The organism is Cellulosimicrobium sp. So1_17 (assembly GCF_055181235.1).
The window spans coordinates 3,293,717-3,318,185 of the sequence record NZ_CM143702.1 but is presented as its reverse complement, the minus strand read 5'-3'; the positions used below and the strand labels follow the sequence as shown (position 1 = coordinate 3,318,185).

20 protein-coding genes are annotated in these 24,469 nt (G+C 73.3%); 15 read left to right on the top strand and 5 right to left on the bottom strand.

What is annotated here, in order from left to right; translation table 11 throughout:
• Together ACZCLJ_RS14655 and ACZCLJ_RS14650 are read right to left on the bottom strand one after the other, a co-directional pair.
• Positions 1-435: a pyridoxamine 5'-phosphate oxidase family protein gene (locus tag ACZCLJ_RS14655; protein ID WP_251152706.1), complete on the bottom strand. Its 435-nt coding sequence runs from the start codon at positions 433-435 to the stop codon at positions 1-3.
• A 124-nt stretch (positions 436-559) separates the two neighbouring features.
• Positions 560-1,282 (bottom strand): response regulator transcription factor, encoded by a 723-nt coding sequence (locus ACZCLJ_RS14650; protein WP_463104253.1) that lies wholly within the window; start codon positions 1,280-1,282, stop codon positions 560-562.
• Between the two features lie 195 nt (positions 1,283-1,477).
• Between ACZCLJ_RS14650 and ACZCLJ_RS14645 the strand changes: the two genes are divergently transcribed.
• The 6 genes from ACZCLJ_RS14645 to ACZCLJ_RS14620 all read left to right on the top strand — a co-directional run bounded on the left by ACZCLJ_RS14645 (position 1,478) and on the right by ACZCLJ_RS14620 (position 6,993).
• On the top strand, positions 1,478-2,392 hold the full coding sequence (locus ACZCLJ_RS14645; protein WP_463104252.1) for a universal stress protein: 915 nt from the start codon (positions 1,478-1,480) through the stop codon (positions 2,390-2,392).
• Positions 2,393-2,465: 73 nt separating this feature from the next.
• Positions 2,466-3,452, top strand: coding sequence for a metal ABC transporter substrate-binding protein (locus ACZCLJ_RS14640; protein WP_463104251.1), 987 nt, complete (start codon positions 2,466-2,468; stop codon positions 3,450-3,452).
• On the top strand, positions 3,452-4,312 hold the full coding sequence (locus tag ACZCLJ_RS14635; RefSeq protein ID WP_463104250.1) for a metal ABC transporter ATP-binding protein: 861 nt from the start codon (positions 3,452-3,454) through the stop codon (positions 4,310-4,312). Before ACZCLJ_RS14640 ends, ACZCLJ_RS14635 begins: the two co-directional genes overlap by 1 nt.
• On the top strand, positions 4,309-5,193 hold the full coding sequence (locus ACZCLJ_RS14630; protein ID WP_251152711.1) for a metal ABC transporter permease: 885 nt from the start codon (positions 4,309-4,311) through the stop codon (positions 5,191-5,193). The genes ACZCLJ_RS14635 and ACZCLJ_RS14630 overlap by 4 nt, the downstream gene beginning before the upstream one ends.
• Before the next feature lie 89 nt (positions 5,194-5,282).
• Entirely contained in the window at positions 5,283-5,783 is a 501-nt protein-coding gene (locus ACZCLJ_RS14625; protein ID WP_251152712.1) for a hypothetical protein, read from the top strand.
• Between the two features lie 130 nt (positions 5,784-5,913).
• Positions 5,914-6,993: an LLM class flavin-dependent oxidoreductase gene (locus ACZCLJ_RS14620; protein ID WP_463104249.1), complete on the top strand. Its 1,080-nt coding sequence runs from the start codon at positions 5,914-5,916 to the stop codon at positions 6,991-6,993.
• A gap of 140 nt (positions 6,994-7,133) precedes the next feature.
• Here the strand turns inward: ACZCLJ_RS14620 and ACZCLJ_RS14615 are convergent, their stop codons facing one another.
• Positions 7,134-8,252 (bottom strand): NAD-dependent epimerase/dehydratase family protein, encoded by a 1,119-nt coding sequence (locus tag ACZCLJ_RS14615; RefSeq protein WP_463104248.1) that lies wholly within the window; start codon positions 8,250-8,252, stop codon positions 7,134-7,136.
• Positions 8,253-8,392: 140 nt separating this feature from the next.
• Here ACZCLJ_RS14615 and ACZCLJ_RS14610 point away from each other — a divergent pair, with 140 nt between their 5' ends.
• Positions 8,393-8,647, top strand: a complete 255-nt coding sequence (locus ACZCLJ_RS14610; protein ID WP_463104247.1) for a type II toxin-antitoxin system Phd/YefM family antitoxin — start codon at positions 8,393-8,395, stop codon at positions 8,645-8,647.
• The gene (locus tag ACZCLJ_RS14605) at positions 8,644-9,039 is read left to right on the top strand and encodes a type II toxin-antitoxin system VapC family toxin (protein ID WP_463104246.1); all 396 of its coding nucleotides are present in this window, start codon (positions 8,644-8,646) and stop codon (positions 9,037-9,039) included. Before ACZCLJ_RS14610 ends, ACZCLJ_RS14605 begins: the two co-directional genes overlap by 4 nt.
• Positions 9,040-9,046: 7 nt before the next feature.
• Here ACZCLJ_RS14605 and ACZCLJ_RS14600 read toward each other — a convergent pair whose 3' ends face one another.
• Positions 9,047-9,937 carry a siderophore-interacting protein gene (locus ACZCLJ_RS14600; RefSeq protein WP_463104245.1) on the bottom strand — a complete coding sequence of 297 codons (891 nt, stop codon included), beginning with the start codon at positions 9,935-9,937 and terminating at the stop codon, positions 9,047-9,049.
• A 164-nt stretch (positions 9,938-10,101) separates the two neighbouring features.
• Here ACZCLJ_RS14600 and ACZCLJ_RS14595 point away from each other — a divergent pair, with 164 nt between their 5' ends.
• Positions 10,102-10,689: a GNAT family N-acetyltransferase gene (locus ACZCLJ_RS14595; RefSeq protein WP_463104244.1), complete on the top strand. Its 588-nt coding sequence runs from the start codon at positions 10,102-10,104 to the stop codon at positions 10,687-10,689.
• Between the two features lie 137 nt (positions 10,690-10,826).
• A complete protein-coding gene (locus tag ACZCLJ_RS14590) occupies positions 10,827-15,440 on the top strand; it encodes a metallophosphoesterase (protein WP_463104243.1) in 4,614 nt (1,537 codons plus the stop codon).
• Positions 15,441-15,575: 135 nt separating this feature from the next.
• Here the strand turns inward: ACZCLJ_RS14590 and ACZCLJ_RS14585 are convergent, their stop codons facing one another.
• Entirely contained in the window at positions 15,576-16,037 is a 462-nt protein-coding gene (locus tag ACZCLJ_RS14585) for a VOC family protein (protein WP_463104242.1), read from the bottom strand.
• A 68-nt stretch (positions 16,038-16,105) separates the two neighbouring features.
• On the opposite strand from ACZCLJ_RS14585, the gene ACZCLJ_RS14580 reads away from it, so the two are divergent.
• The 5 genes from ACZCLJ_RS14580 (at position 16,106) to ACZCLJ_RS14560 (ending at position 24,441) form a co-directional block, all read left to right on the top strand.
• Positions 16,106-16,573, top strand: a complete 468-nt coding sequence (locus ACZCLJ_RS14580; RefSeq protein WP_463104241.1) for a hypothetical protein — start codon at positions 16,106-16,108, stop codon at positions 16,571-16,573.
• 195 nt (positions 16,574-16,768) lie between these two features.
• Entirely contained in the window at positions 16,769-17,398 is a 630-nt protein-coding gene (locus tag ACZCLJ_RS14575) for a helix-turn-helix domain-containing protein (RefSeq protein WP_251152722.1), read from the top strand.
• Entirely contained in the window at positions 17,395-18,195 is an 801-nt protein-coding gene (locus tag ACZCLJ_RS14570) for a hypothetical protein (protein WP_463104240.1), read from the top strand. The genes ACZCLJ_RS14575 and ACZCLJ_RS14570 overlap by 4 nt, the downstream gene beginning before the upstream one ends.
• A 143-nt stretch (positions 18,196-18,338) precedes the next feature.
• Positions 18,339-23,051 carry an ATP-dependent RNA helicase HrpA gene (hrpA, locus tag ACZCLJ_RS14565; RefSeq protein WP_463104239.1) on the top strand — a complete coding sequence of 1,571 codons (4,713 nt, stop codon included), beginning with the start codon at positions 18,339-18,341 and terminating at the stop codon, positions 23,049-23,051.
• 181 nt (positions 23,052-23,232) lie between these two features.
• Complete coding sequence (locus ACZCLJ_RS14560) at positions 23,233-24,441, top strand: beta-ketoacyl-[acyl-carrier-protein] synthase family protein (protein WP_463104238.1); 1,209 nt, start codon at positions 23,233-23,235, stop codon at positions 24,439-24,441.
• The last annotated feature ends 28 nt before the right edge of the window (positions 24,442-24,469 follow it).

Here is a 24,469-nt window from a genome sequence, read left to right as displayed (position 1 = left end):
TCAGGCCGACCGGGCGATGCGGCGGCCCGTGACGATGCGCGGCACGACCTTGATGACGCGGTCGCGGTCCCCCGGCACGAACGTGACGAGCGGGAGGGAGAGCAGGCGCTCGCGCTCCTCCGGGTCCGTCACCTCGTACGTCCGGCCGACCAGGACGACGGACCAGCCCGAGCGGGCCTCGGCGTCGAACCAGTCGGCCTCGAACGCGACGACGGCGCGGCTCGCCGCGACCGCGAGCTTCGACCCCTCGCCCGTCCGGAAGACGACGTCGGGCCCGTCGAGGACGAAGTTCACCGGCTGGATGGCCGGGAGCGCGTGATCGGTGAAGACGATGCGCCCCACGGGCACCGTCGCGAGGAGCGCGTAGCTCTCCTCCGGCGCGAGCTCCGTGAGCCCCGCCGACGCGAGCCCGCCCCGGGCGCCGGTGGTCGTCATGTCCTCATCGTCGCGCCGGGGTGTCAGATCCGTGAGTGCCGAAGGTCCCGACGACGCGCGGTCGCCGGGCCCCGGAGCGAAGGGTCCGGCGCCGTCAGGTCCGGCGTCGTCGGGGCCGGCACCGTCAGGGCCGGGGCCGCTGCCCACCGGGAGCCCCGCCCGTCGAGCCCGGCGACCCGGTCGTCCCGCCGCGCGCCTCCTCGGTGCGGATCTCCGTCGCGAGCACGGCGACCTGGGTGCGGCGCTGGAGGCCGAGCGTCGCGAGCACGTGCGACACGTAGTTCTTCACCGTCTTCTCGGCGAGGTAGAGCCGCTGGCCGATCTCCCGGTTCGTGAGGCCCTCGCCGATGAGCGCGACGATCTGGCGCTCCTGCTGCGACAGCCCCTCGAGCCGGTCGGGGATCTCGTCCGCGGCGTGCCGCAAGCGCTCGAGCACGCGCGCGGTGCTCGACGGGTCGAGCAGCGACCCGCCCGCGGCGACCGTGCGGACGGCGCCGACGAGGTCCGAGCCGTGGATCTGCTTCAGCACGTAGCCCGAGGCCCCCGCGAGCACGGCCTGGAACAGCGCCTCGTCGTCGGCGAACGACGTGAGCATGAGGCAGCCGACCTCGGGAAGCTCCGAGCGGACCTCGCGGCACACCTCGACGCCGGAGCCGTCGGGAAGCCGCACGTCGAGGATCGCGACGTCGGGCCGGGTCGCGCGGATGCGCGAGAGCGCGGAGGCGGCCGTGCCGGCCTCGCCGACGACGGTGATGTCACCGGCCGCCTCGAGCAGCGCGGCGACGCCGCGGCGGACCACCTCGTGGTCGTCGAGCAGGAACACGCGGATCGGGTGGGGAGAGCCCATGGCTCTCAACCTAGTCGCTCGACGGCGCCGTCTCCCGTCGGGTGCGGCCCGTACGGCGAGGTCAGGACCTTGGTCCCCGGCCGTCGTGCCGTCGGACCGGGCCCGGCAGGCCGTGCGGCCGTCGCGGGTGGCGGTCCCGCGGAGGTATCCAGGAGAGGACGGGACGGGCCCGTCGCGGAGGGCGAGGTGAGGACGATGCGCACGGACGGAGCGGGCGAGGGACACGGGCCGGTGGTGCTGGTCGGCGTCGACGGCAGCACGACGAGCGGGCGCGCCCTCGACTGGGCGGTCCGCGAGGCGGCCCGCCGCGGTGCGACGCTGCGCGTCCTGCACGTCGCGTACGTACCCGTGGTGTCGACGCCGTTCGTCGGCGGCGTGTACTACCCGACGGTCGACGAGGTCGACGCCATCGCCCGACCCGTCCTCGACGCGGCCGTCGACCGCGCCGCGCGCGTCGACCCGACGGTGCACGTGCGCACGACGCTGCGCTCCGGAGCCCCGACCGAGGTGCTGCTCGACGCCGCGAAGGACGCCGACCTCGTCGTCGTCGGGACGCGGGGCCTCGGCTCGGTCGGCGCCGCCTTCCTCGGTTCCGTCTCCACGCGCCTCGCCGCCCGCAGCCCGGCGCCCGTGGTCGTCGTGCCGCCCGTCGACAGGTGCCACCACCGCACGGCGGACGTCGTGGTGGGGGTCGACGGGTCGGTGCACGGTGATGCGGCGCTGCGCTTCGCGCTCGACGAGGCCGCCGCGACGGGCGGGCGCGTCGTCGCGGTGTGCGCGTGGCGTCTCGCCGCGAGCCTGCAGCCGGAGGAGCGCCTCGCGCTCGACACCCAGGCGGAGCGCGACGCGCGACGCGCTGCGGCGCGCACCGTCGAGGCGGCGCTCGCTCGCGTGCGCACCGCCGAGCACGACGCGGTGGGCGTCGAGACGTTCGTCGTCGAGGGGCGGCCCGGCGTCGCGCTCCACGAGGCCGGCAGGAGCGCGGGGCTCACGGTCGTCGGGTCGCGCGGCAGAGGTGACGTCCAGGGCATGCTCATCGGCTCCGTGAGCCACGACGTGCTGCACCACGCCGACGGCCCGGTCGCCGTCGTGCACGCGGCGAAGCCCTGACCCACCCGCGTCCGGTCCGGCGCACCGCGCGCCCTCGTTGCCCGGCACGCGCCGCCGGACTAGATTATTCGGTATGCCGAACTTTCCTCTCCGGGTCACCGCCGGACAGGCCGCGCGCCGCGCGGGTGCAGGGCTCGTGGCGCTCGCCGTCGCGCTGGGTCTCGGTGGGTGCTCGACCGGCACGGACGCCGGGTCGTCGAGAGGTGCCACCGACGACCGCCCGGTCGTCCTCACGACGTTCACCGTGCTCGCCGACATGGCCCGCAACGTCGCCGGCGACCACCTGCGCGTCGAGTCGATCACCAAGGTCGGGGCGGAGATCCACGGCTACGAACCCACCCCGGGCGACCTGCGGCGCGCCGCGGAGGCCGACCTGATCCTCGACAACGGGCTCGGGCTCGAGGCGTGGTTCGACAGGTTCGTCGGCGACCTCGACGTGCCGCACGTCGTCGTGAGCGACGGGGTGGAGACCATCGCGCTCGGCGACGACACGGCCGAGGAGTACCGGGGCACGGCGAACCCGCACGCCTGGATGTCGCCCGTGAACGGCCGGCTCTACGCGCAGAACATGGCCGCCGCGTTCGCCGAGATCGACCCCCAGCACGCCGAGGACTACCACGCCGCCGCCGACGAGTACGCCGCCGAGATCGACGCCGTGCACGAGGAGCTCACGGCGTCGCTCGACTCCCTTCCCGCCGAGCACCGCGCGCTCGTCACGTGCGAGGGCGCGTTCTCCTACCTCGCGCGCGACACGGGCCTCACCGAGCACTACCTGTGGGCCGTCAACGCCGAGCAGCAGGCCACGCCGCGGCAGGTCGCGGGCACGATCGAGCTCGTGGAGCACGACGACGTCCCGGCCGTCTTCTGCGAGTCCACGGTGTCCGACGGTCCCATGCAGCGCGTCGTCGAGGCGACCGGCGCGACGTTCGGCGGCGTGCTCTACGTCGACTCGCTGTCCGAGCCCGACGGCCCCGTCCCGACCTACCTCGACCTGCTGCGCCACGACGCGGACACGATCGTCGCCGGCCTCACCGGTGAGTCGCCGGGGAGCGAGGACTGATGGCACGTGACCGGGCGGCGTCGGGCGACCGGGCGGCGCGGGGCGAGCAGGCGGCGTCGGGCGACCGGGCGGCGCGGGGCGAGCAGGCGGCGTCGGGCGACCGCGCGGCGTCGGGCACCGGCGCCGTTCCCGCGATCGAGGTGCGCGACCTCACCGTCCACCACGGGGAGGTCCTGGCGCTGGACGCCGCGTCCCTGACCGTCGGCTCGACCCGCGGTCGCGGGACGGTGTGCGGGCTCGTGGGGATGAACGGGTCCGGGAAGTCCACGCTGTTCAAGGCGATCATGGGCATGCTCCGCCCCGACCACGGCACCGTCCTGCTCGACGGCGCCCCGCCGGCCCGCGCCCGGCGCGCCCAGGCCGTGGGGTACGTCCCGCAGAGCGAGGACGTCGACTGGGCGTTCCCGCTGAGCGTGCGCGACGTCGTCATGACGGGCCGGTACGGCTTCCAGGGCTTCACCCGGCGTCCGCGGGCCGCCGACCGCGCAGCGGTGGACCACGCCCTCGAGCGCGTCGAGCTCGCCGACCTCGCGGACCGGCAGATCGGCGCGCTGTCCGGCGGGCAGCGCAAGCGCGCGTTCGTGGCGCGAGGGCTCGCACAGGGCGCCACGATCCTGCTGCTCGACGAGCCGTTCGCCGGGGTCGACAAGCGCTCCGAGACGACGATCACCGCGCTCCTGCGCGAGCTCGCGGACGACGGCGCGACCGTCCTCGTCTCGACCCACGACCTGCACGGCCTGCCCGCGCTCGCCGACGAGGCGATCCTGCTCATGCGCCGCGTCCTGCTGCACGCGACGCCCGAGGAGGTGCTGCGCCCGGAGAACCTGGCGCTCGCGTTCGGGCTGGAGGTCGCGCCGTGAGCCCGGGGATCTGGGACCTGGTCGTCGAGCCGCTGTCGTTCGAGTTCGTGCGGACGGCGCTCGCCGTGACGCTCACGGCGGGCATCGTGTGCGGGGTGCTGTCGTGCTGGCTCGTGCTGGTCGGCTGGTCGCTCATGGGCGACGCGGTGTCGCACGCGGTGCTGCCGGGCGTCGTGCTCGCGTACGTCGTCGGGGCGCCGTTCGCGCTCGGCGCGCTCCTGTTCGGGCTGCTCGCGGTGCTGCTCATCGGCGCGGTCCGGGACACGAGCCGCGTCAAGGAGGACGCGGCGATCGGCGTCGTGTTCACGACGCTCTTCGCCCTCGGCCTCGTGCTCATCTCCGTCACCCCGAGCCAGACCGACCTCAACCACATCCTGTTCGGCAACCTGCTCGGCGTCTCGCGCGCGGACCTGCTCCAGGTGCTGGTGCTCGGCGCCGTGACGCTCACCGTCGTCGTGCTCAAGCGGCGCGACCTCACGCTCTACGCCTTCGACCCCGTGCACGCGCACGCGATCGGCCTCTCGCCGCGCCGGCTCGGGGCGCTGCTCCTCGGGCTGCTCGCACTGACGGTCGTCGTCGCGCTCCAGGCGGTCGGGGTCGTGCTCGTCGTCGCGCTGCTCATCACGCCGGGCGCGACCGCGTACCTGCTCACGGACCGGTTCTCGCACATGCTGTGGATCTCCCCGCTCGTCGCGGCCGCGTCCGGAGTCGTCGGGATCTTCCTCAGCTACTGGCTCGACACGTCGTCGGGCGGGACGGTGGTCGTGACGCTCGGTGCCGTCTTCGCGCTCGCCTACCTGTTCAGCCCGCGGCACGGGCTCCTCACGACGCGCGTCGCGCGGGCCCGACGGCGCCGCGCCGTCGCCGCGTCGCGATCCTGAGCCGTCCGACCTGCGCTGTGTGCGAAATCTCCACACCTCGGGCCCTGATTCCCTGGCTCTTCCCAGGAACGCACCCCAGACTGTTCACCATGTCAGCGAGGACGAGCGATCAGTCGGCGACGCCGCGGACGAGGACGTCTGCCCGGTTCGCCGCCGCCAGCCTGCTCGCGCTGTCGATGATGCTCCCGCTCGGCGCCACCGCGAGCGCCGCCGAGGTGGAACAGCTCATCGCCGACGCACAGGTCCAAACCGAGACGATCGGCGACGACATCGAACGCGTCGGCTCCCACCTTCCCGCCCTGCACCCCGTGCTGCGCAACGACGTCGTCGACGCGACCGAGTCCGTCCAGGCCGCGACCGACGAGGCGCGCGCCGCTCTCGACCACGCGAAGGACGCCGACCACGCGGCCGACGGGCGCGCGACGATCGCCCTCGCCGACGCGCAGGTCGCGCTCGACGCCGCGTCCGCCCAGCTCCGGTACGTCACGGACCTCGCGCACGACGCCGGCGAGGGTGTCGCCGTCGCGCTCGAGCGGCTCCAGTCGCACATCGACGAGCTCAGGGGCGAGACGACCCGCGCGACCGCCTGACACCTCTCCTCGGCAGCTCCTGGCGCCCGGGTCGGTCGTCCGGCGGACGTGCGGAAGATTCCGGGGCCGCGCACGGTTGTCCGGGACGCACCGCCGCCACCGGACGGCGTGCGACGACCGAGGAGAGACCATGTCCGAGCCGACCACCACCCCCACGACGGGCGCCGCGCCTGCCCCCGACCAGGTCGAGCTGGGCCTCGACACCTTCGGCGACGTCACCGCCGGGCCCGACGGCGCACCGGTCACCGCGGCGCGGACGATCCGCGAGGTCGTCGACGAGGCCGTGCTGGCGGACCAGGTGGGCGTCGACTTCTTCGGCGTCGGCGAGCACCACCGCGCGGACTTCGCCGTGAGCGCGCCCGAGGTCGTGCTCGCGGGCATCGCGACACGCACGTCGCGGATCCGGCTCGGGTCGGCCGTCACGGTGCTCAGCTCCGACGACCCCGTGCGCGTGTTCGAGCGCTTCGCGACGCTCGACGCCCTGTCCGACGGTCGCGCCGAGGTGATCCTCGGGCGCGGGTCGTTCATCGAGTCGTTCCCGCTGTTCGGCTACGACCTCTCCGACTACGAGGTGCTGTTCGAGGAGAAGCTCGACCTGTTCGTGCACCTGCTCGACGAGGGCCCCGTCACGTGGTCGGGGACGACGCGCGCGGGCCTGTCCGGCCAGGAGGTGTACCCCAAGACGGAGTCGGGGCGGCTGCGCACGTGGGTCGGGGTCGGCGGTTCGCCGGAGTCGGTGGTCCGCACGGCGCGGCACGGGCTCGGGCTGATGCTCGCGATCATCGGCGGCGAGCCCGAGCGGTTCCGCCCGTACGTCGACCTGTACCACCGCGCGGTCGACGAGCTCGGGCAGCCGGTGCTGCCGGTCGGCGTGCACTCCCCCGGGCACGTCGCCGAGACCGACGAGCAGGCGCAGGAGGAGGTCTACGAGCACTTCGCCGCGATGAACAACCGGATCGGCCGGGAGCGCGGCTGGCCCGCGTACCACCGGGGCCGGTTCGCGCACGACATCCGGGACGGTTCGCTGTACGTCGGGTCGCCCGAGACCGTGGCGCAGAAGATCGCCTCGACCGTGCGCACGCTCGGGGCCGGGCGGTTCGACCTCAAGTACTCGTCCGGGACGCTGCCGCACGACGCGATGATGCGCAGCATCGAGCTCTACGGGACACGGGTGATCCCCCGGGTGCGCGAGCTGCTCGCGGAGGGCTGAGCCGGGACGCACCGCGCCGAGCACGACCTGAAGGTCGTCAACCGGTCGTCGGCGACCTTCAGGTCGTGGTCGACGGCGCGTGGCGTCGTGCTCGGCACCACGAGCTCACGCACCGCCGGCCGCGTTCGCGCGACAGGATCTCAGGCCGTGAAGCCGACGCCAGGTCGGCCGGGTCCGTCGCCGCCGCCGGAGCCGTCGGCGGCCTCTGACCGGGCGAGGCGGAGCGCCTCCTCCTCCAGCTCGCGCGGGAGCCCGACGCCGGGGCGGTCCTCGCGCTGCGGCGTCGCCTCGCCGTCGGCGTCCAGGGCCTGCAGCCAGTCCCACGTGTCACGGACCGTCTCGCGCACGTCGCGCGTTCGGAGCCCCAGCAAGAACGCGCGCGACGTGTCCGAGCCGTGCAGCGCGTCGTACAGCTCGCCCGGCGGGATCCAGATCGGCAGCTGCGACCACGGGGCGATGCCCGCTCGCTCGACCACCTCCGGCTCGACCCAGACGAGCTCGGCGGGAGGGTTCCCGGCCGCCGCGGCCGCCTCGGCGGTCACCGCGACGCACGCGGAGAGCACGTCGCGCATCGTCGCGTGGCCCGGTGCGGAGACCACGTCGACCGGACCGGACGCGCCCGCGAGCGCCGCGTCGAGCGCGAACGCCGCGAGATCGCGGGCGTCGACGTGCTGCAGCGGGAGCTCGGCCGGGCCCGGCGCCAGGACGGGACCGCCCTGCGCGACGCGGCGCAGCCACCACGGCAGGCGGCCGACGTTCTCGCGCGGCCCGAGGATCAGGCCGGCGCGCAGCAGGAGCGCGCGGTCGCCCAGGGCGTCGACGGCGGCGATCTCGGCGCCCCGCTTCGCGCGCGCGTAGTCGTCGTGCGTCTCCTCGTCCGGGTGGGCGTCGACGAGCGGCGCCGACTCGTCCGCGCCCCGGGGCGTCCACGGCGCGTACACCGAGCGTGACGACACGTACACGTACCGGCTGTCGCCCGGGATCCGCCCCGCGAGCAGACGCGCGGCGTCGCGCACCGCGACGGGCGCCCACGACCACGTGTCGACGACGACGTCCCACTTCTGCGCGACGTCGTCCGCACGGAGGTCGTCCAGCCCGTCCGGGCGGGTGCGGTCGCCGACGAGCTGCTGCGCGCCGTCGGGCGCAGGCCGCGTGCTGCGGTTGAGGACGGTCACGTCCCAGCCGCGGGCGAGCGCGTCGTCCACGACCGCGCGGCCGACGAAGTCCGAACCACCGAGGACCAGGAGCCGAGTCGTCATGCGGCCCAGCGTCGCGCACGGCGCGCCCGCACGCAGCCGCTTACGCGGTCGGCAGACGGCCTCGCATCGCTCGGGTCCTCCAGAGCCCCTTGACGTTCGCGTCGCCTGGCCAGGTAACCTGGCCAGGACGAGGAGGACGCATGCAGGTGAACGTGCTCGAGGCCAAGAACAACCTGTCGGCGCTGATCGCCCGCGCTGCTGCGGGCGAGGAGGTGGTCATCGCCAAGCGCGACGTCCCCGTCGTGCGACTCGTCCCTGTGCGGGCCGACCTCTCGCACGGGACGGGGCCCGCGATCCTCGAGTGGCTGGAGGCCCACCCGGCACCACGGCGCTCGGTCCGCAGCGCGGAGGCGGTCGACGCCGACATCGCGGCGGAGCGCGAGGGCTGGGAGTGATCTACCTCGACTCGTGCGTCGTCATCTACGCGGTCGAGGATCCAGGCACGCGCGGTGACGCGGTGCGGGGCCGCCTCGCGCGAGCCGGCGACGAAGCGGTCGCCGTGAGCCCTCTCGTCGCCATGGAGTGCCTGGTCGGGCCGTTGCGCCGGGGCGACCTCGAGCTCGAGGCGCGGTACCGCACGGTTCTCGCCCTCTTCCACCAGCTGGCGGTCCCCGCCGACGTCTTCGAGCGAGCCGCCCGCCTCCGGGCGGCGCTCGGCCTCCGTACCCCGGACGCACTCCACCTCGCCACCGCTCAGGTGCACGGGTGCTCCGCGCTGTGGACGGACGACCAGCGCCTGCACGCCGCGAGCCGGGGTCTCGCGGTCGACGTCGTCGCCGGGGCCTAGCGACCCGTCAGTCCGGGTCGCTCGGGTCCAGCGGGGCCTCCGGGTCGAGGTTCACGACGCCGCGCCGCCAGTAGCCGCGGATCGCGAGCTGGTCCGGGCGCGCGCCCGCGCGGCGCAGGTCGCGGCGCACGGGGACGAGGTCGGTCGCCTCGCCTGCGCCGACCACGTACTCGTCCGCGTCGATCGGACCGAGAGCGCGCACGGCCTCGGCGAGCTGGCCCGGGCCGTCGGTGCGGTAGAGGATCTCGACGGTCGCGCGCCCGAGCTCGTCCTCGACGAACGCCTCGTCCACGTCGTCGCCGATCTCGACGATCGCCGTCACCGGGATCTCCGGCCCGACGGCCGCGACCCATCGCGCGAGCGCGGGCAGACCCGTCTCGTCCCCGACGACCAGAAGCCGACCGATCCCGTCGGGCACGCCCTGGCTCGCCGTCGGTCCGACGAGCACCACCTCGTCACCGGGCCTCGCGCGCGCCGCCCAGGCGGACGCCGGACCGCCCGGTTCGCCGGGAGGGGCACCGGGCACGTCGTCGCCGTGGAGCACCCAGTCGACGTCGACCTCCACCGCGCCGTCGACCGTCCGGGTCGCCCGGACCGTCATCTCGCGCGAGATCGACACGACGCCACCCGGACGCTGGAGCGCACCGTCGGCAGTGAGCGTCGGGGGGTGCAGCACGCCGGTCGCCGGGTCGGGGAGGAAGACCTTCACGTGGTCGTCGGGACCGGGCGCCCGGAGCGTGGCGAGCGTCCCCGGGTCGTCCGACCCCGGGACACCGGACGCACCCTCGCCGGCGTCACGGAAGGTGATGCGGCGCAGCGCGGTCGAGGTCTCGACGACGGCCTGGACGCGGACGCGGCGCGGGACCAGGTCGAGGCGGGTGCGGGGACGCGTGAACACCCGTCGATCCCATCACACGACGCCACCCGGCCGCCCCCGGCGACGCGACCCGGTCGCCCGGCGGGGCTGCCGAACCCCGGGTTGTGCGGCACATGGGCTCCAGATGCCGCCACAAGCCGGGGTTCGGCACGCGGCGGGGTGCGGGGCGGACTAGCGTGACGACCGTGGGCACGGGCACGTGGGGCGGCAGCCGGGTGGAGGTGCGCACCGCCGTCGGCCGCTTCGACGACTTCGCGACCGTGGTGGGCCCGAAGAGCCCCGGGGTGAAGGGCTGCTGGTGCATGTCGTACCGGGACAGCCGTGTCGGCAACGACGAGCGCCCCGACTACATGGCCGACCTGTGCGGCACCGAGCCCGGACCCGGAGTGCTCGCGTACGTCGACGGCGAGGTCGCGGGCTGGTGCTCCGTCGCACCGCGCAGCACGTACCGGCGCCTCATGCACTCGCGCACCATCCCGTTCGTCGACGAGCTCGACGCGTGGAGCGTGGTGTGCTTCGTGGTCCGTGCCGGGTACCGGAAGAAGGGCCTCGCGCACCACCTTCTCGCGGGCGCCGTCGAGCACGCCGAGGGCCACGGCGCGCTCGCGATCGAGGGCTATCCCGTGGACTCCGGGCCGGAGCGGGTCGACGTCATCTCCGGGTACGTCGGGAACGTCGCCCTGTTCGAGCGCGCGGGGTTCGAGCGCGCCGCCGCGACGACCGGCCGCAGCGGCGGGACGTCGCGCGTCGTCATGCGCAGGATGCTCGGCTGAGCACACGCTGAAACCCAGGTTTCAGCGCACCCCGCCCGACCGCTCCCGGTCGCCGCGGGTTCACCTCCGAGAACGGATCCGTTCACGTGGTGCGGGCAGCGTTCGACCGTCATCCACGAACGAAGGGTCCTCTTCGCATGCCTCTGTCACGACATGCCCTCAGCAGACGCGTCGCGGGCATCACCGCGCTCGTGGTCGCCGGCGGCTCGATCGCCACCGTCCCGGCGGCAGCAGCCGCGACCACCGACACGACCCCGCTCTCACCCCTGGTGGTCACGGAGATCGCCCCCGACAACGACGGGTACGACGACTTCGAGTTCTTCGAGGTGACGAACACGACCGACGAGCCCGTCGACGTCGCCGGCCACGGCTTCACCTACGTCTTCACGAACGCCGGGACGTCGAGCAGCGACAAGCCGCTCACGCTCGCCGAGGAGACGGCGACGATCCCCGCGCACGGCAGCGCGGTGCTCTGGTTGCAGTACACGTCGACCACCGTCGACAGCTTCGCGCGGACCGACGGCGACTTCCGCGCCGCGGTCGGTGCCGCCGCCGACGTCCCGCTCTTCCACGTGACCGGGCAGCCCGGCATGGCCAACAGCGGGTCGCGCGGCATCCGTGTGGACGACCCGGCAGGGCACGCGCTGAGCTGGTCGGTCTACGACCGCACCTCCACCGCACCGGGCGTCTCGACCCACTTCGCCGTCCCCGGCGACGGGTCGACGGCCCTGGTGGAGCACTCCACCGGCCCGTGCACGCCGGGTTCCGTCGACGCCACCCAGCTCGCTCCGGTCGGCCCGGAACCCACGCCGGACCCCACCGAGACACCCGACCCCACCTCGACCGAGACCCCCGATCCGACGCCGACCGACACTCCGGACCCGGTCCCGACCGACCCGGCCCTCGACGCGCCCGCCCTCCAGGTGACCGAGGTGGCTCCGGACACGGCGAACGTCGCCGGTGCGGACGCCTACGAGTTCATCGAGGTCTACAACGGGTCCGACGCGCCGGTGCCGTTCTCGGAGCACACGATCAGCTACCTCTACCTCGACGCGAACCACGCGATCACCAGCAGCACGCTGTGGCCCGCGACGCCGTCCGACCCGGTGATCGCGCCCGGGCGCACGCTCGTCCTGTGGATCAAGAACGGCGCGAACGACCACCTCACGGCCGCCGACTTCAACGCCCACTTCGGGAGCACGCTGACGGCCGGCACCGACCTCGTCGAGATCTCCTCCGGCGGCATGGCCAACGGCGGCCTGCGCGGCCTGCAGGTCGAGACGAACACCGGTCACCCGGTCTCCCGCGCCGACTACATGAACGACGGCCAGACGGTCGCCGACCAGCCGATCCAGTACCGCTGGGACGAGGGCACGACCCAGACGCTCGTCGGGACCGGCGCGGCGACCCCCGGCTCGGTGGCGCCGGACCAGGTGCCCGCCGGGCTCGTCGTCACGCCGCAGGACGACGAGGAGCCGGTGGTCAGCGACCTGACGGGCAGCGACGACGCCCCGCAGACGGACGTGCTCGCCCTGCTGTTCGAGGCGACGGACGACCGGCTGGTCAGCACCGTGGAGCTCACCCTGACCTCCGACGTCGGCGAGCCGGTCACCCAGCTGCTGCGTGCCGAGGCCGCCGACCGGTTCTCCTACGCCGTCCCCGCCGTGGACCTCTACGGCAAGGCCTGGGTCGAGTACACCGTCTGGGCGTCCGACGGGCAGAACGCGACCACGTTCGGCCCCGTCAGGGTCGACCTGGACGACACCGGCGACGCTCCCGTGCGGCTCGGCGTGGCCGACGGGCAGTACGTCGGCGGCGCGACGCGGGTCGCGGCCACGACGACCGGTGACCCCGCCGACCTGAGCCTGTCGATCGACGGTTCCGAGGTCGACGAGCTCACCGCGGCGCTCGAGGCCCCCGCGCTGTTCGCGTTCGAGGCCACGAACACCGACGCGTTCTTCCGCAACGGCGTCAGGCTCGGCGACGACGTGCTGACGATCTTCGACGAGGGCTTCTACTCCCGCGTCGAGACGGTCACCAGCGAGGTGCCGGTCGAGCGCGTCGTCGCCGGGGAGGGCCTGACCCTGGGCATCTACGCCGGCACCAAGGCGTGGCCCGAGCCCGACCCGGACGAGAACAACGACGACTTCGTGGCGATGAACCTGCGCCTCGCCCTGCCCGACGGCCGCGTGCTGCGCCCCGAGGTGTGCGGTGGGGCGGGCGAGGGCCAGGAGGAGACGGTCCGCGAGTGCCCCGACCCCACCACGCGGATCGGCTTCAACGACGCCAACCAGGTCTACTTCACCGCCACCTTCTCGGTGCCGCAGGACGCGTTCGACTCGCTCGCGCACACCTGGGACACCACCGCGGTGGACGACGGCGAGCACACCGTCTCGGCGAGCCGCGCCGACGGCGCCGGGTCCGTGACCCGCACCGTCGTCGTCGACAACACGGCGCCCGAGCTCAGCACGGACCTGGTCGACGGCGAGACGTACCGCGGGAGCTTCACGATCGACGCGCAGGCGTCGGACGCGGGCTCCGGCGTCGACTCGGTCACGGCCACGCTCGACGGCGAGGAGATCGACCTGCCCCACACCACGTCGTCGCTCGAGCTCGCCGCCGGCGACCACACCGTCGTCCTGAGGGCGACGGACGCGCTGGGCAACCTCGCTGAGCGGACGCTCCGGCTCACGACGCCCGACGAGGTCCCGACGGTCGAGCTCGGCGCGCCGGCCGACGGTGCGACGGTCGAGGCCGGCGACGTGACGCTGTCCGCGACCCCGGGGTCGGCGACCGGTGACGACCTCGACGTCGAGTTCCGCGTCGGCCACACCGTCGACGCCGCGGACCCGCAGGTCGAGGCGTTCTCGGGCACCACGACGGATGCGTCGTCCACCGCCCGGGACGGGAGCACCCTCCTGAGCGCCGACGAGCTCGACAGGATCGTCGGCATCGACGGTCTCTCCGCCGAGGTCTCCTCGGACACCGAGCTCCCGTACCAGCTGTTCACGGTGGACGTGCCCGAGGACGCCGGCTCCGACAGCGAGGTGCGGATCGCCTGGTCCGGGTCGGCGAACGCCGGCGCGAAGGTGCTGCTGTCCGTCCTCGACGTGGCCGGCGACACCTGGCAGGAGGTCGACCGGTACGTCACGACCGACGGGGCGGCCACCGAGTTCGAGCTCGGCGGCACCGTCCCTGTCGAGGGCCATGTCCGCGACGGTCAGGTGACGGTGCTGGTGCAGCACTCCGAGGGCTTTGCCGGGGCGCCGCGGTCGGGCCGGGAGGACGTCGCCACGCCGTTCCACCCCGACGCCACGGCCCGGTCGGAGTACGACTTCACGATCGCCTGGGAGTCGGACACGCAGTACTACAACGACAACCAGGGCCAGCCGACGGACGGCTCGGGCGACGAGTGGTACTCGCACCAGGAGGCGATCCACGACTTCGTCCTCGAGGCCCGCGACGAGGTGAACCTGCAGTACCTGGTCCACACCGGCGACATCGTCGACGACTGGGACCAGGAGCACCAGTGGCTCAACGCCGACCCGACATACCGCACGCTCGACGACGCCGGGCTGCCCTACGGCGTGCTGGCGGGCAACCACGACGTCGGCGGCGCGCTCGCCGACTACTCGACGTACTCGGAGTACTTCGGCGCCGACCGGTTCTCGGCCAACCCGTGGTGGGGAGGTGACATCCAGGACAACCGGGGTCACTACGACCTGGTCAGCGTCCAGGGCGTCGACCTGCTCATGCTGTACATGGGGTGGGCACCCGGCGACGAGCACATCGAGTGGATGAACGACGTCATCGCGCAGTACCCGGAGCGCACAGTCTGGATCAACCTGCACGAGTACATGCTCACCACCGGAGGGCTCGGGCCGATCCCGCAGCGCATCCTCGACGAGGTCGTGGCACCGAACCCGAACGTCGTGCTCGTGAGCTCGGGCCACTACCACGACGCCTACACCCGCACCGACGACTTCGACGACGACGGTGACGGCGTCGCCGACCGCACCGTGTACTCGATGCTGTTCGACTACCAGGGCCTGCCGGAGGGCGGTCTCGGGTACCTGCGGCTGCTGCACTTCGACAACGACGGCGGCACCGACGGGAGCGGCCGGATCGTCGTGCGGACGTACTCGCCGTCGCTGGACGACTTCGACTCCGACGACGCCGCGCTGAACGACCCGCCCGGCATGCAGGACTTCGAGATCCCCTACGCCGCGCTCGGGCTGGAGCCGACCACGAAGCGGCTCGCGACCGACGGGCTGACCGTGGACGTGCTCACCACCGAGACGATCGACGAGGTCACCGGCGTGCCGAGCGGCACCGCTGCGACGGCGACCTGGACCGACGTCGAGCCCGGTGAGCACGGGTGGTACGCGGTGGTCACGGGGCCGTACGGCGGCACCGTGGTCTCGCCGGTGCACACCTTCACCGTCGGCGACGCCACCGGGCCGTCGACGCTCTCGGAGGTCACCGCCGAGTCCCGCTGCCTCGCCGGCCGGGCGTACGTCGCGGTCCGCGCCGCGAACGCCGACGACGCGGCGCTCGACGTGCGGTTCGACACGGGCTTCGGGGCGAAGGACTTCGCCGCGGTCGCCCCGGGCAAGTTCGCGTACGCGTCGTTCTCGACCAGGTCCGGCACGGTCGAGGACGGCGAGGTGACCGTCACGGCATCCGCCACGGACGGCACCGGTCCCGAGGAGAGCGTCACCGTCCCGTTCGAGGGCGTCGCCTGCGGCTGACGACCCGCACCTCACACCCGTGACCCGTCCGCTCGTCAGGGCGGGCGGGTCACGCCGTCCGGGCGGTGAAGCCGTCCGGGCCGTGAAGCCGTCCGGGCGGTGACGCGTCCTCGCCGCAGGAGCGGGCCGACGTCCTCAGTCGAGGCAGAACTCGTTGCCCTCGGGGTCGGTCATGACGATGAACCCGATGCTCGTCGGGGGCTCCGGCTCGAAGCGTCGCAGCCGCGAGGCGCCGAGCCCGACGAGCTCGTCGCACCGGGCTTCCAGAGCCGCCATCCGCTCGTCGCCGCGCAGCTCCGGCGCAGTCCGCACGTCGAGGTGCACGCGGTTCTTCGCCACCTTCTCTTCGGGAACCTGCTGGAAGAAGATCCGCGGACCCTTGCCGTCCGGGTCCTCGAGCGCCGACGCGCTGTTGCGCTGGTCCTCCGGGACGCCCGAACGCTCCAGGAACTCGTCCCACGCCGCGAGCGGGTCCGCGCCGTCCGGCAGCTCCACGCCCGGCGGGCCCGGGTGGACGTAGCCCAGCACCTCCTTCCAGAAGATGGACAGGGCGCGCGGGTCCCGCGCGTCGAACGTCACCTGGACCGTGCTGCTCATGGTTCCTCCCCGCTCGGCGATGTCGTCCGAGCGTCCCACCGCCCCCCGACACCCGCTACGGTCGCGCCATGACACGCACCGGCGCGACGGCGCGCTCGCGCACCCGCAGTCCGGCCGGCCGACGGCGCCCCGTCACCGCCGCGGCCCTCCTCGCCCTCGGCGCGGGTGCGGCGGGCGGCTGCGCCTCGCTGTGGACGGGCTCCGACGGGGTCACGGTCGACGAGGTCGCGGTGTGGGGCGAGAGCGTCGGCGCGGGCGACCACGCCCTCCTCGAGGGTCGCCTGACCGTCGAGGACGGGTGCGTCTACGTCACCGACGGGTTCGGCACCCGCTGGCTGCCGGTGTTCAGCGAGGACCTCGTCGCCTGGAACGGGACCACGCTGAGCGGGGCGGGCGGCTCGTCCGTCGACGGTGACCCCGTCGTGCTCGCCGGCGGCGTGCTGGCCGAGAGTGCCCCCGAGGGCTGGGAGTCACCCGCCGGTCTCCACGTCCCCGCCACGTGCGACACCACCTTCGTGTGGAACGTGACGCGCTGACTCCGGGCCTCGCTCTCTCTGCTGCCGGCTCCAGGGAGGTGACTGGAGCTCCGTACGCCGACCCCGCTCTCCGCGAGCTGGCTGCTCCGGCTGCCGACCTCGTGCAACGCAGCCGTTCGTGCACCCGAAGGACACGAGCAACCGATCCGCCGGAGCGGTGTCGTCAATCGTTCGTGCACCCGTATAATTGGCGACATGATCGTCTCCGTAGCCGACGCAGCACGAGCACTCGGCGTGTCCGAACGTCGGGTGCTCGCCATGCTGCACTCCGGCGAGCTCAAGGGCGAGAAGGTCGGCGGACGCTGGGTAGTCAGTCCACATTCTTTACGCCAACCCAAGCCGGCCGGGCGACCGATGAGTCCCCGCAACGCGTGGGCGCTCATCCTGAAGACGGACAGCTGGCTCGACGCCCAGGCAGCGTGGAAGCTCAACGATCGGATGTCCCACCTGCGCGACCGGAGCGACCCCGCTCTGGTCCTGGCATCATGGCTGCGTTCGCGCGGCGAGCGACTCGAGATGTCCGCGCCCGATCCCGCCAAGGTGCTCGACGACATCAGGGTCGTGCCCAGCGGAGTCAGCGACCGACGCTCCCAGATGGCTGTATCGGACCTGGTCGAGGGCTACGTCCATCAGGATGAAGCCGAGGCGATCAAGGCTGACCATTGGCTCGTGCCATCGCGCGGCAAGCCGAACGCCATCCTTCACGTGTCACCGTTCTTGCCACCCAACCCGGTGCCCATCGCCCTCGTCATCGCCGACCTGGTGGACAACGGGTCAGAGCGCGACGTCCGTCAGGCACGTGAGCTGGCGAGGGAGTACCTGTGACCACCATCGTGTTGCCGGAGATGCCGCCAGCGCAGACCGCCTCCTGGTTAGGCCTCTTCGACCTTGCAGACCGTATGCCCGATGACTGGACACTCGTCGGTGGGCAGATGGTCCAGCTGCACTGCTTCGAACGCGGCTTTCCGCCAGTTCGTTCCACCACAGATGTCGACACGGTCCTTCACATCCGTGAGCAGCCGAACGCCCTCAGATCCGTCACCCAGATCCTGTCGGAGATCGGGTTCGTCACCGACCTCGCCATGTCCGTCAACGACGTCAACCATCGGTGGCGACGCGACGAGGCGGTCATCGATGTTCTCATCCCTCGTTTCCTGGGCCCCGTCGCCTCCTCCCGGACCGACATTCACGGCGCCCGGGGCCTAGAGACCCCGGGCGCTCAGAAGCAGATCAACCGGAGCGAGCAGGTCACCGTCGTCATCAGCGACCGGTCCGCGACCGTCAACCGGCCTACGCTGGTCGGATCGCTGATCGGCAAGGCGTCTGCGCTGCTGCTTCCCGGCGACGTGCGCCGGCACCTCGAGGACTTCGTCGCGATGGCAGTCCTCGTCCAGCCAGAAGACTTCAAGAATGACGCACAGCTCAACCAGCTGGATGCCGAACGGCTCGCTCACGCCATCGGCGTACTGCGCCGAGACCACAGACCAATCGTCGCGCTGGTCGACGGCGGAGCAGTTGCACTCGACCGCCTGTCCACGTACGCCTCTCGTCCGAGGCACCAGGCGCAGCCGATCCAGCGCCGAACACCTGACTGGGCGGTGCCGAAGAACAAGCGGAGCTAGCCTGCCACCCTGCATCGACCTGGGGCCGCTCCGATCGAACTCCACAGCTGGCGGGACCCTGACAGCATCATCGGGCCGTTCTCTCGCGGGACGGAGCCCGTCCGGCGATTTGCGGTTGCCACCGCTTGAGAGAATGGGTCGTCGTGAGTCCCGAGTCCTCCCAGCCCCAGCCCGACGTGCGCCCTGCCCAGCAGGACGGCGCCGACGAGGGCACCCCTCGTACGCCGGGCCGGCGACGCGGGAACCGCCGCCGCGGTCGCGCGCCGCAGGGCGCGGGCCAGGCTCCGAACCAGACCCAGAGCACGGCCCCGGGGACCCGGCCGGACCGGCGCAACCGGCCGGCGTCGGGCACGCGCCAGGTCAGCCGCGCCCAGCTTGACCGCGCCGCCGAGAAGCGCGGGGCCGTCGTCGTCCCGCCGATCGTCTACCCCGAGCAGCTTCCCGTCAGCGCGCGGCGCGACGACATCGCCGCCGCGATCCGCGACCACCAGGTCGTGGTCGTCGCGGGCGAGACGGGCTCCGGCAAGACGACGCAGCTCCCGAAGATCCTGCTCGACCTGGGGCGCGGGCGTGCCGGGCAGATCGGGCACACGCAGCCCCGGCGGATCGCCGCGCGCACAGTCGCTGAGCGCATCGCCGAGGAGCTCCAGGTCCCGCTCGGCGGGGTCGTCGGGTACCAGGTCCGGTTCACCGACACGTCGAGCGAGGACACGCTCGTCAAGGTCATGACGGACGGCATCCTGCTCGCGCAGATCCAGCGCGACCCGCAGCTCCTCGCCTACGACACGATTGTCATCGACGAGGCGCACGAGCGGTCGCTCAACATCGACTTCCTCCTCGGGTACCTCGCGCGGCTGCTCCCGCAGCGCCCGGACCTCAAGCTCGTCATCACGTCCGCGACGATCGACTCGGACCGCTTCGCCGCGCACTTCTCGCCCGCGCACCTCGCCGAGCTCGGCGGCGCGCCGGACTACGTCGTCGACGCCCTGCCCGACGCCGCGCCCGTCGTCGAGGTCTCCGGTCGCACCTACCCGGTCGAGATCCGCTACCGGCCGCTCTCACCCGACGTCGACCCGGGGAGCGGGAAGAGCGTCGGGAAGGCCAGGGCCGAGGAGAAGGACCTCGTCACGGGCATCGTCGACGCGTGCGACGAGCTGATGCGCGAGGGCTCCGGCGACATCCTCGTGTTCCTCTCCGGCGAGCGCGAGATCCACGACGCCGCCGACGCGCTCGAGGGTCACCTCAAGGACCGCGTGCGGGACCCGAAGCACCCGCAGCGCGTCGAGATCCTGCCGCTGTACGCGCGCCTGTCCTCGGCCGAGCAGCACCGCGTGTTCCAGCAGCACGCGTCGCGCCGGATCGTCCTCGCCACGAACGTCGCCGAGACGTCGCTCACCGTCCCGGGCATCCACTACGTCGTCGACCCGGGCACCGCCCGCATCTCGCGCTACTCCAAGGCGACGAAGGTCCAGCGCCTGCCGATCGAGCCCGTCTCGCAGGCGAGCGCCAACCAGCGCTCGGGCCGCTCCGGCCGCGTCGCCGACGGCATCGCGATCCGCCTCTACTCCGAGGACGACTTCCTCTCCCGCCCCGAGTTCACCGAGCCCGAGATCCTGCGCACGTCCCTCGCGTCGGTGCTCCTGCAGATGATCTCGGTCGGCGTCGTCGGCTCGCCCGACGACGTCGCGCGCTTCCCGTTCGTCGAGCCCCCGGACACGCGCGCCGTGCGCGACGGCGTCCAGCTCCTCACCGAGCTCGGCGCCCTGGAGACCGTCGCGGCGGCCGGCGGCGCGCAGCAGACCACTCGACTCACCGAGGTCGGTCGCGTCCTCGCGCAGCTCCCCATGGACCCGCGCCTGGCCCGCATGATCTGGGAGGGCTCGACGCTCGGCGTCGCGCGCGAGGTCGCCATCATCGCGGCCGTCATGTCCATCCAGGACCCGCGCGAGCGCCCCGCCGAGCAGCGCCCGCAGGCCGACCAGCTCCACGCCCGCTTCACCGACCCGCACTCCGACTTCCTCACGTACCTCAACCTCTGGGAGTACGTCCGCGAGCAGCAGCACGACCTCTCCTCCTCGGCCTTCCGCCGCCTCTGCAAGGCCGAGTACCTCAACTTCCTGCGCATCCGCGAGTGGCAGGACGTCGTCGCCCAGCTCCGCGACATGGCCAAGCCCCTCGGCATCGACATGTCCTACAAGCCCCGGTCGGGCTCCGCCGCGCGCGAGAACGGACGGCCGACGGCACGAGGCGACGGCGCGGCCAGCCCGAGCACCGACGGCGCACCACCCGCGCACCCGGCCACCGACCTGAGCACCGGCGGCGCACCGGCCGCGGACCCGGCCTCGGCCGCGTACAAGCGTTCGTGGGACGGCGACACCATCCACCGCGCGCTGCTCGCCGGGCTGCTGTCGCAGATCGGGATGCAGGACACGGGCGACGTCAAGGCGTCGTCGGTCGCGCACCTCAAGGGCGAGGCGCGTGCCAAGGCGCTGCGCCGGGCGCAGAAGCAGGCGCGCAACGAGTACACCGGCGCGCGGGGCGCGCGGTTCGCGATCTTCCCGGGGTCGCCGCTGAGCAAGAAGCCGCCGGCGTGGATCATGGCGGGCGAGCTCGTGGAGACGAGCCGCCTGTGGGCGCGCGACGTCGCCCGCATCCAGCCGGAGTGGGCCGAGGACCTCGCGGGCGATCTCGCGCGGCGGACCTACTCCGAGCCGCACTGGTCGACGAAGCGCGGCGCCGCGATCGCGGTCGAGAAGGTGCTGCTGTACGGCGTGCCGATCGTCGCCGACCGCAAGGTGCTCTACGCGAAGGTCGACCCCGAGGCGGCGCGCGAGCTGTTCGTGCGGCACGCGCTCGTCCAGGGCGAGTGGACGACGCACCACCAGTTCTTCCACGAGAACCGGCGCCTCCTGGAGGAGGCGGAGGAGCTCGAGGCACGCTCGCGCCAGCGCGGTCTCGTGATCGACGACGAGGCCCTGTTCGCCTTCTACGACGAACGCGTACCCGACGACGTCGTCTCCGCGGCCCACTTTGACCGCTGGTGGAAGAGCGCACGCCGGAACGACCCGGACCTGCTCACGTTCACGCTCGAACAGCTCGTGCCCGACGCGGACCAGGTCGACACCTCGCAGTTCCCCGAGACCTGGCCGCAGGGCGAGCTCACGCTCCCGCTCACCTACCAGTTCCAGCCCGGCACGGAGGCGGACGGCGTCACCGTCCACGTCCCGATCTCCGTCCTCAACCGGGTCGTGCCCGACGGGTTCGACTGGATGGTCCCCGGCCTCCTGGACGAGCTCGCGACAGCGACGATCCGCTCGCTGCCCAAGCCGGTCCGCGTCCAGCTCGTGCCCGCCCCGGACGTCGCGCGCGACGTCGTCGCCTGGCTGCGCGAGAACTCGCCCGCGTGGGAGGACATGGCCCGCGCCGGCGACATGGCCGAGCCGTTCCCCGCCGCCTTCACGCGCGCTGTCCGCGCCCTGCGCGACGTCGTCATCCCCGACGACGCGTGGGGCCCCGAGCAGGAGTCCCGCCTCCCGGCGCACCTGCGCATGACCTTCCGCGTCATCGATTCTCGAGGCACGGGCCGCGCCGCGAGCTCGGTCGTCCTCGACGAGTCGAAGGATCTCCTCGCGCTCCAGCGTCGGCTCGCCGCCCAGAACCAGGCCGCGGTCCGCGCCGCCGTGAAGGGCGCGGTGGGCGCGGCGTTGCGTGAGGCTGCGGGGTCGGGTTCGGCGGCGGAGGGGGCGTCGGCGTCCGGCTCACCGGGGCGACACGACGGACGAGCGGGCGGTGCGACGTCGGATGCGAAGGGCGTAGAGGACGCGCGCGGCCACCGACAGCCGACCGCACGGGGCGACGGCGCGGCCAGCCCGAGCACCGACGGCGCACCGGACGCCGGCCCGACCACGACGGCCCTCGTCGCCGAGCAGACCGGGCTCACGTCGTGGCCGACGGACCTGCCGAGCGGTGCGATCCCGGAGACGGTGTCGACGGACGTCGGGGGCGGTGTCGTCGTGCGCGGGTATCCCGCGGTCGTCGAGGAGCAGGACGCCAAGGGCAAGCCGACGGTCGCGCTGCGGGTGCTCGCGGACGCGAACGCGCAGGTGCGCGAGCACGCGCGCGGCGTGCGGCGGCTGCTGCTCGGCGAGACGGCGCTCGCGACGGGCCGGATCACGAGCCGGTGGAGCAGCACGCAGTCGCTGACGCTCGCGGCGAGCCCGTACCGGTCGACGGAGGCGTTGGTCGGAGACCTGCAGCTCGCTGCCGTGATCGCGCTCACGAGCGGGGGCGGCGGGTCGTACGGCGCGCAGCCGGACGCGCGCACGGTCCGCGACGCGGACGCGTACGCGGCGGCGCGGACGTTCGTCCGACAGCACCTGGAGGACCAGGTGCACCGCGTCGTCGGGCACGTGGTGGCGGCGCTCTCGGCGGCGCGGACGCTGGACGGGGAGATCCGGTCGGCGAACAGCCTCGCGCTGCTCAACACGCTCACGGACCTGCGCGACCAGGTCTCGGGGCTGGTCCACGACGGCTTCGTCTCGGCGACCCCGCCCGAGCGGCTCCCGCACCTCACGCGGTACCTGCGCGCGGCGTCGTACCGGCTGGAGAAGGCACAGGCGAACCCGAACCGAGACGCCGAGCTGGCGTGGCGCGTGCACGACGTCGAGGAGGCGTTCGCGAAGGCCCGCGCCGCCTACGCCGCCGGGCCGCCCGACGTCGGCCGGTCGCGCGAGCTCGCCGAGGTGCGCTGGCTGATCGAGGAGCTGCGGGTGTCGTTGTTCGCGCAGCAGCTCGGCACGGACGGGCCGGTGAGCGAGAAGCGGATCCGAAAGCTCCTCAGCCCCGGCGGCTGGTGACCCGGGCCCTTCCTCGGTCCGCGTGTCGAGCAGGCCTCCACGGTATGCGTCGTGCACCCCGGACGACCCGCCGGTATACCGCTCGATACGACAGAACCGGGTCCGATGCTCTGGAATGGGTCCCATCGGCCGGCACCCGTCGTGGCGCACGCACCGGCGGGTCGAGGGAGCGGGGGCAGCCATGACGCGCGCAGTGGTGACGGGGTTCGGAGCGGTGACCCCCCTGGGGACGACCGCGGCGGCGACGTGGGAGGGGCTGGTCGGGGGGCGCTCGGGGATCCGAGCCATCGAGGACGACTGGGCGCAGGACCTGCCGGTGCGCATCGCGGCGCGGGTGGACGACGCGTTCGCGGAGGCGCTCAGCGTCCGCGAGTCACGCCGGACCGACCGCGCGGAGCAGCTCGCGCTCGTCGCCGGACGTGAGGCGTGGGGCTCGGCCGGCGCGCCCGACGTCGACCCGACGCGGCTCGCGGTCGCGATCGGGTCGGCGAACGGCGGCATCGCGACGACGCTCGCGCAGGCCAAGGTGCTCGACGAGCAGGGCTACCGCCGGGTCTCTCCCCACACCGTGACGATGCTCATGGCCAACGGGCCCGCGGCGTGGCTGTCGATCGTCCTGGGCGCCAAGGCCGGCGCGCGGGCGCCGATCAGCGCGTGCGCGGCCGGCACGGAGGCCATCGCGATGGGCCGGGAGATGATCCTCGCGGGCTCGGCGGACGTCGTCGTCTGCGGCGGCGTCGAGGCGGGCGTGCTGCCGTTCTCGATCGCCGCGTTCGCGCAGTCCCGCGCGCTGTCGACGCGCAACGACCACCCGGAGAAGGCCTCACGACCCTTCGACGTCGGCCGCGACGGGTTCGTCATGGCGGAGGGTTCTGCGGTGCTCGTGCTGGAGAGCGAGCGGCACGCACTGGCGCGCGGCGCGACGGTCCACGGTGTCGTCGCCGGCGCCGCGCTCACGTCGGACGCGTTCGACATCGTCGGCGGCGACCCCGAGAACCAGGCGCGCACGATCACGCAGGCGGTGCGTTCCGCGGGGCTCGAGCCGGGCGACGTCGGGCTGGTGCACGCGCACGCGACGTCGACCCCGGCAGGCGACGCCAACGAGGCGACCGCGATCCGGGCGGCGCTCGGTACGCCGCCCCCCGTGACGTCCACCAAGGGCGCCACCGGGCACCTGCTCGGCGCCTCCGGGGCGCTGGGCGTGCTCACGGCGGTCCTCGCGCTGCGTGACGGCATCGTGCCGCCCACGCTCAACCTCGACACGCAGGACCCGGCGATCGACCTCGACGTGGTCCGCGGTGCCGCGCAGGAGACGACGGCGCGGCACGCGCTGGTCAACGCGTTCGGGTTCGGCGGGCACAGCGCGAGCGTCGTGGTGTCGCGCGACTGAGCTCACGTCTCGCACCGAGCGAGCGGGC